The organism is Streptomyces sp. NPDC001709 (assembly GCF_053596375.1).
In genome coordinates, this window is the sequence record NZ_JBSFGB010000038.1 from 55,125 (window position 1) to 67,688 (window position 12,564).

A 12,564-nucleotide genomic window follows, 5' to 3' on the forward strand; every position below is an offset into this window, starting at 1 on the left:
CGGATTGCCGGACTCCCGTGGGGGTATCCCTCGCGTGCCCGGGATCCGCGCCGCCATGCCTCCGATCGCGGAATTTCACCTTCCCTGTTTTCACGGACCCGCGCGCCACGCCCGTTTCGCTAATCCCCGCCCGTTTCGCGCACTCGCCCGCCACGCGTCAGGGCACCACCCACGCCTCAGCGGCGCCTACTTCGTGCACCCCGTCCGCCCGGACGCCAGCGTCGCGCAGGCCTTGGCCTCCGTCGCGTTCTTCACGGCGACCATCGGGGTGTAGGCGATGGTGTCGCCGGCGCCGCTGGTCTCGCCGGTCTGCCGGACCGTCCCGGCCGAGACCTGGACCTTGTCGCCCTGGGCGGCGCCGGTGATCCGGCCCCAGGCGGTGCCGCAGGCCTTGCTGTAACGGACCTCCAGGGTGGTGGTTCCGACGGTGGCGGTCTCGGCGGTGGTCACCAGTTCACCGCTGCACCCCATGGCCTCGGCGTCCTTGCCGTTGCAGGCGGAGCCGGTGCACTTGACCCCGGGCGGCGGGCTCGCGTGCGTGCTCGCGGTCGGGGACGGCCGCTTGGCGGCGCTCCCGTGCCTGGCATCCCGGTCGGTGAAGTAGAAGACGGCGACGATGACGACGAGCACCCCGACCAGCCCCGCGAGGAACATGATCACCCGCTGCCGGCCGGCACTCCCCGGGGCCGTGGTGCCTCCCCCGGAGGGGGTACCCCCAGCGGGGCGGCCTGCCTGGGGATGACCGTCGTACGGGTTCGGGGTCCCCGGTGTCCGGCCGGAGCCGTCGGAGGAGACGGCGGACCCGGCGGCGGCACCGGCACCGGCACCGGGTCGTGCCCCGGTACCGGGACCAGGCCGGACGCTCGCCCGGGACGGGCCCTGATACCCCGCAAGCCGCCAGGAGTTGCCGCCCGAACTCCCCTCGCCTCCGGCACCGTCACGGTCGTCCCCCGGACCACGGCCCGAACCGTCGACCGGCCCGCTCCCCCCGCCATCGGCCGGCCCACGACCGGAACCATCGGCTCGATCGGCCCGGTCGGCCCGGTCGCGCCCTGTGCCCTCCCGTCCCGCACCCTCCCGGGCGTCCGCGTCCGGGGCCGTCGGCTGGGTGGGGATCGTCGGGGAGACGCCGGCCGGGCCGGCGACCCCCGTGGTCGCGCCGGTGCCGTTGGCCTTGCGGACGGACGGGCCCCCGGTGGCCTCCGCCGCGCCGAACTCCCCGAGCGCGGCGCGCGCCTGGGAGATGCGGATCGCCTCCATGGTGCGGTCGTGCCGCATCTCCGCCCGGCTCCAGGCGCGTTCGGCCAGCTCCCACATCGTGGTCAGGTGCACGGGGTTGGTGCCGGTGACCTCGGCGAGCGCGACGATCGCACCCTTGGGCGCGAGCAATCGGCCGCCCAGGTAACGCTCCCAGGACGTCTTGCTGTAGCCCGTGCGGTCGGCGAGTGCCGCGACGCTCAGGCCGCTGCGGTCCACCAGCCGCCGCACCTGCTGGGTGAACTCCTTGATCTGCGGATCCAGTTCGTCCGGCAGATCTTTCCAACGAGGCATCGCTTCCCCCCTGCTTTCCCCCCGTCCTGACTACCCACAAGGATGCACTGCCTAAGGATCCCAGTTCCCGGAGTGGGGGCGCGCGGGTGCACGGACGGCGCGCTCGGACTCCGTAGCGGAACGGTCACTTCCGTGCCACAGCGCAAGGACAGGCGTTGAACAGGCAGTTCGCAGGCGGAAGGGTGGTTGACGACGGTGGTTCGCCCCTCTACGGGGGTGGGGGCGAGCCACCGTTCAGCCGCCCGGCGTCACCAGTCCCGTCTCGTACGCCAGCACCACCGCCTGGGCCCGGCTGCCCAGGTCCAGCTTGCTCATCGTGCGGTTGAGATGGGTCTTGACGGTGGCCTCGCTGATGTAGAGGCGGTCGGCGATCTCCACGTTGGACAGCCCGCGGGCGGTGAGCTTGAGGACCTCCACCTCGCGGGAGGTGAGGACACCGAGGTCGGGCGGGGCCGGGTCGGCCGGGGCCTGCCGGCTGGCGAAGGCCTCCACCAGGCGCCGGGTGACGCTGGGCGCGAACAGCGCGTCGCCGCCGTCGACCGCGGTGACCGCGGCGAGCAGCCGCTCCGGCCCTGAGTCCTTCAGCAGAAACCCGGAGGCCCCGGCGCGCAGCGCCCCGTACACATACTCGTCGAGGTCGAAGGTGGTCAGCACCAGCACCCGGGGCGGGTGGCCGTCGGCCTCGGCGAGGATCCGCTCGGTGGCCTCGATGCCGTTGACGCCGGGCATCCGGATGTCCATGAGGATCACATCGGGGCGGGTCTCGGCGGCGAGCCGTACGGCCTGCTCGCCGTCCCCGGCCTCGCCCACCACCTCGAAGCCGGGCGCGGCCTCCAGCAGGCCGACGAGCCCGGCGCGGATGAGGAACTGGTCGTCGACGACGAGCACTCTGGTCATGCCGTACGGTCGTCCCCCCGACGTGCGCCGTCCCTTACCGCTCCGCTTCCGGCGAGCCGGCACGGCCGCGCTCGGCGGCCGAGGTGGGCAGGGTCAGCAGGACCTCGAATCCGCCCTCGGAGCGTGGGCCGACCGTGATCGTCCCGCCGTAGAGCTTGGCCCGTTCGCGCATGCCTATCAAGCCGTGGCCACCGCCTGCGGGCACTCTGGCCGGAATCGTCCCCTGTCCGTCGTCGGTGACCCGGACGGTCAGCTCGTGGGCGCCGTACCGGAGTTCCACGCGCGCGTGCGCGGGACCTGCGTGCTTGATGGCGTTGGTGAGGGCCTCCTGGACGACGCGGTAGGCGCACAGTTCGACGCCGGGCGGCAGCGGGCGCTCGGTACCGGTCACGGCGAGGTCCACGGGCAGTCCGCCGGAGCGGACCCGGTCGAGGAGTTCACCGAGCCGGGCCAGCGTGGGCATCGGGGCCCGCTCGGGCGCCTCGGGGTCCTCCTCGCGCAGCACCTGCAGCATGCGGCGCAGCTCCTCCAGGGCCTCGCCGCTGGTGTCCGCGATGGTGCCGAGCGCGCCGCGGGCCCGGCCCGGGTTGGAGTCGAAGACGAACCGGGCGAGCCCCGCCTGCACCGAGATGACGGACATGTGGTGGGCGACCACGTCGTGCAGCTCCCGCGCGATCCGCCCCCGCTCCTCGGCGACCGCGCGCCGGGCCCGCTCGGCCTGCTCGGCACGCAGCCGGCGGGTGAGTTCGGCGGAGCGGCGGGCCAGGTGCCCGAACCAGACCAGCACCGAGCAGTACAGCAGCGCCTGGCCGAGCACGGACGCCATGGACGGGGTGTGGCTGACGACACCGGCGTACGCCCAGACCCCGGTCATGCAGGCCGCGCAGACCAGCGCGGTGCGCACGGGGCGTACGGAGGCCACGGTGTACAGCGCGAGCATGGAGCCGAAGGTGCACACCACCGGCCAGTAGCCGAGGGTGGTGTAGACGATCGCGGCGGCCTGGACGACGGCGAAGACGGTGAGGGGCCGACGGCCGCGCAGGGCGACCGGCAGATGGGCGAGGGCGACCAGGGCGTAGGCGCGGGCGTCGAGTTCCGGCCAGCCCTGCGAGCGCGACTCCTGCCCGAGCAGGACGGCGACCACGGTCATGGCGACCGCGATCAGCGTGTCCACGACGAGCGGGCGGGGGGTCGGCGGTCGCATCGCCGCAGGGTAACGCCCGGGGCCGGGCAGGGGAGTCAACCCGTGGTGGTACCGCGGAAGTTGCAGTCATCCGCCGGCTACCGCCCGGGGTGGTACGGGAGTTCCGTCCTCCGGTGGAGGCGGGGCCGGGGCGGGCGGCCGTAGCGTCGGGGACGGGGACACGCCGGTGGCCCGCACCCCCGGGGGAGGCGCGGGCCACCGGCGCGCTGTTTCTCGTGACGCTACTTGTTGCTGAGCGTGACGTGCAGGAGGTCCTTCAGGAACGGTATCTGCAGCCACGGATCCGGCTGGGCCATCATCGCCAGCAGGACGATCGCGAGGCCGAGGATGCCGTAGGTGGCGATGTCGGTGAAGCGGGAGCGGACGGCGAGCATGCCGACGCCGGGCAGGATCCAGCGCATGACCGCGCCGGCCAGCAGGGCCGCGCCGATCAACAGGGTGCCGCCGCGGAACAGGTCGAGGGCGGTCAGCAGCAGGCCGAGCGCGACCCCGCACACCACGACGAGCAGGGGCCACTGCCGTGCCGGGGCCGGGGCGTCACGGCGGGCGGCCCGGCCGCCGCCCTCGGGCCGGGCGGTGTCCCTGGTGATCCGCGGGAAGCGGCGGGTGGTCCGCTCGGGACGGTCCTCGCCGCCGTCGGCACCGCGGGTGCCCGCGTTCTGCGCTGCGCGGGTGACCGCCCCCGCGCGGGCTTCCTCAGCCGGCACTGCGCTCCGCCGCCTCGACCACGTTGACCAGCAGCTGCGCCCGGGTCATCGGGCCCACGCCACCGGGGTTCGGGGAGATCCAGCCCGCCACCTCGACGACGTCCGGGTGGACGTCGCCGAGGATCTTGCCCTCGGCGTTGCGGGAGACACCGACGTCGAGGACGGCGGCACCCGGCTTGATGTCCTCGGCGCGGATCAGGTGCGGGGAGCCGGCGGCCGCGATGATGATGTCGGCCCGCTTCAGGTGGGCGGACAGATCGCGGGTGCCGGTGTGGCACTGGGTCACGGTGGCGTTCTCGCTGCGGCGGGTGAGCAGCAGCGGCATCGGACGCCCGATGGTCACGCCCCGTCCGACGACCACGACCTCGGCGCCCTTGATCTCCACGCCGTGGGCCCGCAGCAGGCTGAGGATGCCGTTGGGGGTGCAGGGCAGCGGAGCCGGCTCGTTCAGGACCAGCCGCCCGAGGTTCATCGGGTGGAGCCCGTCGGCGTCCTTGGCCGGGTCCATCAGCTCCAGGATGCGGTTCTCGTCGATGCCCTTGGGCAACGGCAGCTGGACGATGTAACCGGTGCAGGCCGGGTCCTCGTTCAGCTCCCGTACGACCGCCTCGATCTCCTCCTGGGTGGCGGTGGCGGGCAGCTCGCGCTGGATGGAGGCGATGCCGACCTGCGCGCAGTCGCGGTGCTTGCCGGCGACGTACTTCTGGCTGCCGGGGTCGTCCCCGACCAGGATCGTGCCGAGGCCGGGCGTGACGCCCCTCTCCTTCAGCGCCGCCACGCGGGCGGTCAGATCGGACTTGATCGCGGCTGCGGTGGCCTTGCCATCGAGAATCTGGGCGGTCATACCCCCATCCTCGCGGATGACCCGGCCCCGGTTCCAATCCGGGTACCCCGCCGCCCTTCCGATCTGTCACAGCATGATCAGCGATGTTGCACTTGCACAACACCTCACGATTCCGGCTGGACAAGTCGGACCGACCTAAAGAACGATGAGCAGACAGTGCAGCGGGCAGCTCAACGGGGGGACGGACCGCATCTGTAGAAGCCTCCTCCGTGCAGTGCCGCGCCTCGTCCCCAGCACTCGATCAACGGAGGAATCACCGCCATGAGCTTCGGCGACCCGAACAACCCCTACGGCCCGCCGCCCCAGCAGCCTCCGGCCGCACCCGGCTATGGCTACCCGCAGGCCCCCGGCGTCCCACCGCAGCCCGGCGGCTACCCGCAGGCCGGCGGCTACCCGCAGCAGCCCATGTACCCCGGCTACGCGGCCGCCAACACGATGCCGCAGACGATGCCGGGCCTGATGGTCACCGCGCGGGTCATGCTGTACATCGTGGCGGCCGTCCAGATCATCATCGGTCTCTTCGTCCTGTACCTCGCCGCAACGATCAACGACGTGTCCAACGCGGGCGAAGACACCTTCGGCGACAACGCCTTCTCCGACATCGGTCACGACGGCGCCGGCATCGCCCTCGTCACCGCGCTGATCTTCCTGGGGCTCTCCGCGCTGTCGATCACGCTGGGCGTGAAGTTCACCCGCGGCGGCCAGGGCATCCGCATCACCACGATGATCTATGGCATCCTCGGCGCCCTCGTCGGTGTCCTGATCCTGATCGGCGCGGCCAACCAGGGCACCAGCGCCGGCCTGATCTCGGCGCTGCTGTGGATGAGCTTCGGCGGCATCATGGCGGCGGCGATGATCGCCCCGTCCGGCGCGGCCTGGTTCAACCGCCCGCGCTACTGAACCCGCCCGCGCGACAGAACAGTTCGCGCCATTCAACGTCGAGGGCCGTGTCTCACCCGTCCAGGGGGAGGCACGGCCCCGGTGTCTCCCCCTAGGCTGACTGGGGTGGCCGTCAGGGACGGGGAGAGGCACCTTGTACAGCATCATCGTCGTACCTCCGCCGACCCCGGAGGACCGGCAGCAAAGCAGCCAGATCCGGCTCGCCCCCGGCGAGCGCCTCGCCTTCGGGCGGGCGGCCGGCAACGGTCTGACGATCCCGCACGAGGGCGTCTCGCGCCGGGCCGGTGAGCTGAGCGCGCAGGGCGCGTTCTGGATACTGAGCAACCTGTCCGCGCGGCAGACGTACGTCGTGGAGAACCCGGAGGGCGCGGGCGAGCACATCAAGGTCGGCCCGGGCAGACTCGAGGCGCCGATCCCGTTCGAGTTCTCGCGGATCGTGCTGCCCGCCGCCGGCGAGCTGCTGACGATCGAGGTGTGGGCGCCACGCCATGACTATCTGCGCGACGGCGTCGGAGCGGACGGCGACACCACCGCCCCCGCCTTCTCCGTCGACCGCACCAAACGCTACTTCGCCGTGCTGGCCGCCCTGTGCGAACCGCGCCTGCGCGGCGACCCGCACGCCCCGCTGCCCACCGTCGACCAGGTCGTCGACCGGCTGAGCCCCGCCTGGCCGGCCGCCTCGCGCACCTCGGTGCAGTGGAACATCGACTACCTCGCCGTGAAACTGCGGCTCAAGCCCGGCCCGGAGACCGCGGACACCGGTCCCCGCCTCAACGGCAAGAAGGAGTCCCTGGTCTCCCTGGCGCTCCGCTTCGACCTCGTACGGGAGGACGACCTGCTCGTCCTGTCCGGCACCGGGTCCGCCTCCGCGAGCCGGTCGGCCCGGTGACCGAGCCGTACGCCGTTCCCGTGCCCAGGGGCTACCGGGTCGGCGCCTGGGAGGTGCGTGAGCCGATCGCGACAGGGGCCTTCGGCAGCGTCTACACGGGCCGGCGCACCGGCGGCTGCGAGGAGTCGCCCGACACCGCCGCGCTGAAGTTCCTGCCCACCGGCACCGGAACCCCGCGCCAGCTGGCCCACCTGCGCGAACTCATCGAGCGCGAGGTCGGCTTGCACCGGCGGCTGAGGCAGCCGCGGCTGATCCGGATGTACGAGTCCCTCGTCGTCGACGACCCGGACCACCCCGAACTCGACGGCGCCACCGTCCTCGTCCTGGAGCGGGCCGAAGGCTCTGTGTCCGCCCTGCTCGCCGCCTCGCCCCGCCCGGCCGCCGGGCCCGCCCTGCTGGCCCAGGTCTGCGAGGGGCTGGCCCAGCTGCACCGGGCGGGCTGGGTGCACGGCGATCTGAAACCGGCCAACGTGCTGCTGATGGCGGACGGTTCGGCGCGGCTCGCCGACTTCAACATGGCCGCCGAACTGGAGGGCACCCACGCCTACACCCCGGCCTTCTCCACCCCCGACTACACCCCGCCCGAGCTGCTGTGGGGCGAGATCGGCGAACGCGGCCGGCGGATCCGTCCGTCCGCCGACGTATGGGCCTTCGGCGTGCTCGCCCATCTCGTCCTCACCGACTCCTTCCCGCTGTCCGGCGCCACCCCGACGGCCCGCCGCGACGCGGCCGCCGCCTACGCCCACGGCACCGATGAACTGCGCCTGTCGCCCGAACTCCCGGACGCCTGGCGGGAGATCATCCGCGACTGCCTGGCCCGCACGCACGCCGCCCGCATCACCACCGAGCCGCTGCTGCGCCGCGTCGAGTCCGCCGCCGGCACGGCCCGCTCGCCGCGCCCGCCCCGCCTCTTCCCGCGCCGCAGACGCCGGTCGGCACTGATCGCCGGCGCCGCGGCCGCCACCGCCGCCGTCGCGGTCCTCGGCTACGGCATCAGCACGTGGGCCTCCGGCGGCAACCGCGGTTCGAGCGACGCGTCCTCCGCGGCCTACGGCGCCTCGGAACTGCGCACCGGCCAGGGCGTTCCCGTCGCCTACCGCCGGCTCATCGTGAACTCCGCGCACGCCTGCGCCCAGCCCGACGTCAGCCCCGCGCTCATCGCGGCGATGCTGAAGTCCGAGAGCGACTTCGACCCGAACCTCTCCGACCCCGGCAAGCAGGAGTTCGGCATCGCCCGCTGGACCCCCGGCGTACTGCGCTGGTGGATGCGCGAGGACGGCGTCCCCGCAGCGGCCACGCCCACGCCACCGCTGAGCCCCTCCGTGTCCATCCCGGCCATGGGCCGCTACCTGTGCTTCATCGACTCCCATCTGAAGGACGGCCTGCCCGGCGACAAGCGGGTGCTGGTCGCGGCCGGCTACCGGACGTCGTACAAGAAGGTGAACGACACGGGCGGAGTTCCCCCGAAGTACCGCGACTACGCCGCCCGTGTCGCCCACTACCTCAAGGAGTACACGCCGCCGGGAAAGAAGTGACCCTGAGACTTCCGAGGTACCGGCGTACGGATTACGGCGGCACGGTGGAACCACTCCGCCAGAGCGTCACGGCGGAGCGACCGACACCATTCGTTCACATGGGGGAATCGTGAACATCGCCAAGCCGGCCGCGCTGCTCGTCGCGGCCACCGCCCTGCTCGCCGGCTCCACGGTGGCGGCGACCGCCGCCACTTTGGACGGCACCCGGGTCACCGGCGTCCAGGCCACGGCCGACCAGGTCCTCACCGGCCACCCGAAGCCGCTTTCGGCTTCCGCCGACAAGGTCCGCTACGACGGCCTGACCCTCACCAAGGCCCCGAAGGGCAAGGTCACCGCCAAGGACCTGGACTGTGCCTACGGTCACCTGTGCATGGTCGTCAAGGGCACCAAGTTCGACTTCTACAAGTGCCAGACCTGGACCGTGAACAACTGGACCGGGGACGGCCCGTTCACCAACAACCAGACCCCGGGCACGGTCGCCAAGTTCTTCAACCAGGACGGCAGCGTCCGCTGGACCTCGACGGCGTACGAAGCCGGCACGGCAACCTGGGACCCGATCTACTCCCTGCGCCCCTGCTGACCTGATCCAGCAGGGCGGACGGTCTCCGGCCCCCTCGGGGGAGGGCCGGAGACCGTCGACGAAGCAGGCCCCGGCACGGACGAGGAGTCCGTGCCGGGGCCTGCCGCTGGTGCGAACCGCCCGGCGAAACCGCCGGAGGCATCAGTGGAAGAAGTGGCGCGTGCCCGTGAAGTACATCGTCACGCCCGCCTTCTTCGCGGCCTCGACGACCTGCTCGTCACGGATCGAGCCGCCCGGCTGGACGATCGCGCGGACACCGGCGTCGATGAGGATCTGCGGGCCGTCGGGGAAGGGGAAGAAGGCGTCGGAGGCCGCGTAGGAACCCCGCGCGCGCTCCTCGCCGGCCCGCTCGACGGCCAGCTTGCAGGAGTCGACGCGGTTGACCTGGCCCATGCCGACGCCGACCGAGGCGCCGTCCTTGGCGAGGAGGATGGCGTTGGACTTGACGGCCCGGCAGGCCTTCCAGGCGAAGGCCAGCTCTGCGAGCTCCCGCTCGCTCAGGGCCTCGCCACTCGCCAGGGTCCAGCCCGCGGGGTCGTCCCCGTCGGCCTGGAGCCGGTCGGTGACCTGGAGCAGGAGACCGCCGTCGACCTGCTTGGCCTCGACCTGGTTGCAGGGCGCGCCCGGAGCCTTCAGGACACGGATGTTCTTCTTCCTGCCGAGGGCCTCCAGGGCCCCCTCCTCGTAGTCCGGGGCGACGATGACCTCGGTGAAGATCTCGGCGACCTGCTCGGCCATCTCCTTGCTGACCGGCCGGTTGACGGCGATGACACCGCCGTACGCGGAGACCGGGTCGCAGGCGTGCGCCTTGCGGTGCGCCTCGGCGACGTCCGAACCGACCGCGATGCCGCAGGGGTTGGCGTGCTTGATGATCGCGACACAGGGCTCGTCGTGGTCGTACGCGGCACGGCGCGCGGCGTCCGTGTCCGTGTAGTTGTTGTACGACATCTCCTTGCCGTGCAGCTGCTCGGCCTCGGCGAGACCGCCCGTGCCGTCGACGTAGAGGGCGGCACCCTGGTGCGGGTTCTCGCCGTAGCGGAGGGTGTTGGCGCGCTCGAAGGTGGCGCCGAGGAAGTCGGGGAACCGGGACTCGTCGACCGGGGCGTACGAGGACGCGAACCAGGAGGCGACCGCCACGTCGTAAGAGGCCGTGTGCTGGAACGCCTCGGCCGCGAGCCGCTTGCGGGCGGCGAGGTCGAAGCCGCCTCCCTTGACCGCGGCCAGCACGTCCGCATACCGCTCGGGGCTGGTGACCACGGCGACCGACGGGTGGTTCTTGGCGGCGGCGCGGACCATCGACGGGCCGCCGATGTCGATCTGCTCGACGCATTCGTCGTCGCTCGCGCCCGAGGCGACGGTCTCGCGGAAGGGGTAGAGGTTGACGACGACGAGGTCGAACGGCTCGACGCCGAGCTCGGCGAGCTGCTGCCGGTGGCTGTCCAGCCGCAGGTCGGCGAGGATGCCCGCGTGCACCTTCGGGTGCAGGGTCTTGACCCGGCCGTCCAGGCACTCGGGGAAGCCGGTCAGCTCCTCGACCTTGGTGACGGGGACGCCGGCGGCGGCGATCCGGGAGGCCGTGGAGCCGGTGGAGACGAGCTCGACACCGGCCTCGTGCAGCCCGCGCGCAAGCTCTTCCAGCCCGGTCTTGTCGTAGACGCTGACGAGCGCGCGACGGATGACCCGCTTGCCGCTCTCGATGCTCTCGGCGGTCACTGGATAACTACCTTTCGTCCCTCAATGCGATAGCCGTTGCGGGCGATCCGCCCCACGACCTCGACGAGCAGCCTTCGCTCGACTTCCTTGATGCGCTCGTGCAGCGCGCTCTCGTCGTCCTCGTCCCGGACCTCGACCACGCCCTGGGCGATGATCGGGCCGGTGTCGACGCCGTCGTCGACGAAGTGGACGGTGCAGCCGGTGACCTTGGCGCCGTACGCGAGCGCGTCGCGCACGCCGTGGGCCCCCGGAAAACTGGGGAGGAGGGCGGGGTGGGTGTTCACGAAGCGCCCGCCGAAACGGGCGAGGAACTCCTTCCCCACGATCTTCATGAACCCGGCGGAGACGACGAGGTCGGGCTCGTACGCCGCCACGGCCTCGGCGAGGGCGGCGTCCCACTCCTCGCGGGTTCCGTAGTCCTTGACCTTCCGCACGAAGGTCGGCAACCCGGCCCGCTCGGCGCGGGCGAGCCCTTCGATGCCCTCGCGGTCGGCGCCGACGGCCACGACCTCGGCCCCGTAGGCCTCGGCACCGGCGGCGGCGATCTCGTCGAGGAGCGCCTGCAGATTGGTGCCGGATCCGGAGACCAGCACGACGAGGCGCTTGGCCACGGTGGAGCCCTTTCTCGGGAGTGTCTTTGTACGGTCGTACGAATGCTTCGCACCCCCGGATACGGGGAAGTCTACGAAGCGGGCGATCGTCAGCAACGATACCGGCACTCCGGAAGGCCCCCACGGGACGGGGGCGTGGCCGGAAGGTAGCGTTCGCAGGGAGCCACGTGGGGGCAGCCTCGGGAACGCGGTCGTCGTACGGTGCGTTCACGGGGTGGAAGCCCACGTCGGACTGCCGTATCCACCTAGGGGAAGACGCTCTTTTGATGCCCGCTCGCAGCCTGCGACTCCTCACGTTCCCTCCGCACCCGCTCCAGGGAGGCGAGCGTGTCCCCGTGCTGCTGCGAGACCGGCCGGCTTCGCCTCCGCAGGCGCCTTGGGGCGGGGAGGCCGGTCAGGGCGGGCATGCGGGTCACGGTGGGCAGCAGGACGACAACCCGTTCGCGCCGCCGCCCGAGGGCGCGCCGGACCGGCCCTGGCAGCCGCGTCATCCCGGGGGTTCCCAGGGCGGCCCCGGTCATGGCACCGGTCACGGCTCGGGCGGTGACTCCGGCTCAGGGAGTGGTCCTGGAGGTGGTTCGGGCGGCGGTCCCGGAGGCGGTCCTGGGCATGGCTCCCCGTGGGGCAGCCAGTGGAGCGACCGCCAGCCCGGACGCTCACCGGGCGGCTTCGGCGAGCGGCCCGGCGGCGGACCGCAGGGCCCCGGCGGACCGGCCGGCTCCGGCATGCGCTGGGACCCGACCGACCCCGCCCAGCGCCGCGCGCGCTACGCCCTCCTGTCCGGCATGTGGGCCGTCTTCTTCGCCCTGTTCAGCTGGCCGTACGTGGCCCTGCTGCTGGGCGTGCTGGCGCTGTACTGGGGCGTCAGCGCGCTGCGCGCCAAGCCGCGCCGCCCGGACCCGGACACCCCGCCGCAGCCGGGAGCGGGCCGCCCCCAGACGACGGCGGCCGTCGGCGGCCTGGTCACGGCCTCCCTGGCGCTGGTCCTGGTGGCCTCGACCTTCACGGTCCAGTTCGTCTACCGCGACTACTACACCTGCGTCAACGACGCCCTCACCCACGAGGCCAAACAGTCCTGCGACAGACTGCTGCCGCAGGAGCTGCGGGGGGTCCTGGGGGTCGGCAACAGCTGA

At 72.4% G+C, this 12,564-nt stretch carries 12 protein-coding genes; 5 read left to right on the plus strand and 7 right to left on the minus strand.

Going from position 1 to position 12,564, the window contains the following annotated elements; translation table 11 throughout:
* Positions 1-186: 186 nt before the first annotated feature.
* From ACWC0C_RS38200 to ACWC0C_RS38220, 5 genes are all read right to left on the minus strand, one after another.
* Positions 187-1,551, minus strand: a complete 1,365-nt coding sequence (locus tag ACWC0C_RS38200) for a DUF2690 domain-containing protein (protein ID WP_450868948.1) — start codon at positions 1,549-1,551, stop codon at positions 187-189.
* A 234-nt stretch (positions 1,552-1,785) separates the two neighbouring features.
* The gene (locus ACWC0C_RS38205) at positions 1,786-2,448 is read right to left on the minus strand and encodes a response regulator (RefSeq protein WP_449198880.1); all 663 of its coding nucleotides are present in this window, start codon (positions 2,446-2,448) and stop codon (positions 1,786-1,788) included.
* A 34-nt stretch (positions 2,449-2,482) separates the two neighbouring features.
* The gene (locus ACWC0C_RS38210) at positions 2,483-3,652 is read right to left on the minus strand and encodes a sensor histidine kinase (protein ID WP_449198879.1); all 1,170 of its coding nucleotides are present in this window, start codon (positions 3,650-3,652) and stop codon (positions 2,483-2,485) included.
* 221 nt (positions 3,653-3,873) lie between these two features.
* Positions 3,874-4,359 (minus strand): DUF3017 domain-containing protein, encoded by a 486-nt coding sequence (locus tag ACWC0C_RS38215; RefSeq protein ID WP_450868950.1) that lies wholly within the window; start codon positions 4,357-4,359, stop codon positions 3,874-3,876.
* Positions 4,349-5,203: a bifunctional methylenetetrahydrofolate dehydrogenase/methenyltetrahydrofolate cyclohydrolase gene (locus ACWC0C_RS38220; protein WP_450868952.1), complete on the minus strand. Its 855-nt coding sequence runs from the start codon at positions 5,201-5,203 to the stop codon at positions 4,349-4,351. Before ACWC0C_RS38220 ends, ACWC0C_RS38215 begins: the two co-directional genes overlap by 11 nt.
* Positions 5,204-5,464: 261 nt before the next feature.
* On the opposite strand from ACWC0C_RS38220, the gene ACWC0C_RS38225 reads away from it, so the two are divergent.
* From ACWC0C_RS38225 to ACWC0C_RS38240, 4 genes are all read left to right on the plus strand, one after another.
* Entirely contained in the window at positions 5,465-6,103 is a 639-nt protein-coding gene (locus ACWC0C_RS38225; RefSeq protein WP_450868953.1) for a hypothetical protein, read from the plus strand.
* 133 nt (positions 6,104-6,236) lie between these two features.
* A complete protein-coding gene (locus tag ACWC0C_RS38230) occupies positions 6,237-6,992 on the plus strand; it encodes an FHA domain-containing protein (RefSeq protein WP_450868955.1) in 756 nt (251 codons plus the stop codon).
* Complete coding sequence (locus ACWC0C_RS38235) at positions 6,989-8,527, plus strand: protein kinase domain-containing protein (protein ID WP_450868957.1); 1,539 nt, start codon at positions 6,989-6,991, stop codon at positions 8,525-8,527. The genes ACWC0C_RS38230 and ACWC0C_RS38235 overlap by 4 nt, the downstream gene beginning before the upstream one ends.
* Before the next feature lie 109 nt (positions 8,528-8,636).
* Positions 8,637-9,107, plus strand: a complete 471-nt coding sequence (locus ACWC0C_RS38240) for a hypothetical protein (protein WP_450868958.1) — start codon at positions 8,637-8,639, stop codon at positions 9,105-9,107.
* Positions 9,108-9,248: 141 nt separating this feature from the next.
* Here the strand turns inward: ACWC0C_RS38240 and purH are convergent, their stop codons facing one another.
* Together purH and purN are read right to left on the minus strand one after the other, a co-directional pair.
* On the minus strand, positions 9,249-10,820 hold the full coding sequence (gene purH, locus ACWC0C_RS38245) for a bifunctional phosphoribosylaminoimidazolecarboxamide formyltransferase/IMP cyclohydrolase (RefSeq protein ID WP_449198872.1): 1,572 nt from the start codon (positions 10,818-10,820) through the stop codon (positions 9,249-9,251).
* Positions 10,817-11,431, minus strand: a complete 615-nt coding sequence (purN, locus tag ACWC0C_RS38250) for a phosphoribosylglycinamide formyltransferase (RefSeq protein WP_449198871.1) — start codon at positions 11,429-11,431, stop codon at positions 10,817-10,819. Before purN ends, purH begins: the two co-directional genes overlap by 4 nt.
* Positions 11,432-11,697: 266 nt before the next feature.
* Here purN and ACWC0C_RS38255 point away from each other — a divergent pair, with 266 nt between their 5' ends.
* The gene (locus ACWC0C_RS38255; RefSeq protein WP_450868960.1) at positions 11,698-12,564 is read left to right on the plus strand and encodes a hypothetical protein; all 867 of its coding nucleotides are present in this window, start codon (positions 11,698-11,700) and stop codon (positions 12,562-12,564) included.

Bases quoted from the DNA above. Each gene is read 5' to 3' on its own strand.
- ACWC0C_RS38200 (WP_450868948.1), bottom strand. From the start codon at position 1,551: ATGCCTCGTTGGAAAGATCTGCCGGACGAACTGGATCCGCAGATCAAG.
- ACWC0C_RS38205 (WP_449198880.1), bottom strand. From the start codon at position 2,448: ATGACCAGAGTGCTCGTCGTCGACGACCAGTTCCTCATCCGCGCCGGG.
- ACWC0C_RS38210 (WP_449198879.1), bottom strand. From the start codon at position 3,652: ATGCGACCGCCGACCCCCCGCCCGCTCGTCGTGGACACGCTGATCGCG.
- ACWC0C_RS38220 (WP_450868952.1), bottom strand. From the start codon at position 5,203: ATGACCGCCCAGATTCTCGATGGCAAGGCCACCGCAGCCGCGATCAAG.
- ACWC0C_RS38225 (WP_450868953.1), top strand. From the start codon at position 5,465: ATGAGCTTCGGCGACCCGAACAACCCCTACGGCCCGCCGCCCCAGCAG.
- ACWC0C_RS38255 (WP_450868960.1), top strand. From the start codon at position 11,698: ATGCCCGCTCGCAGCCTGCGACTCCTCACGTTCCCTCCGCACCCGCTC.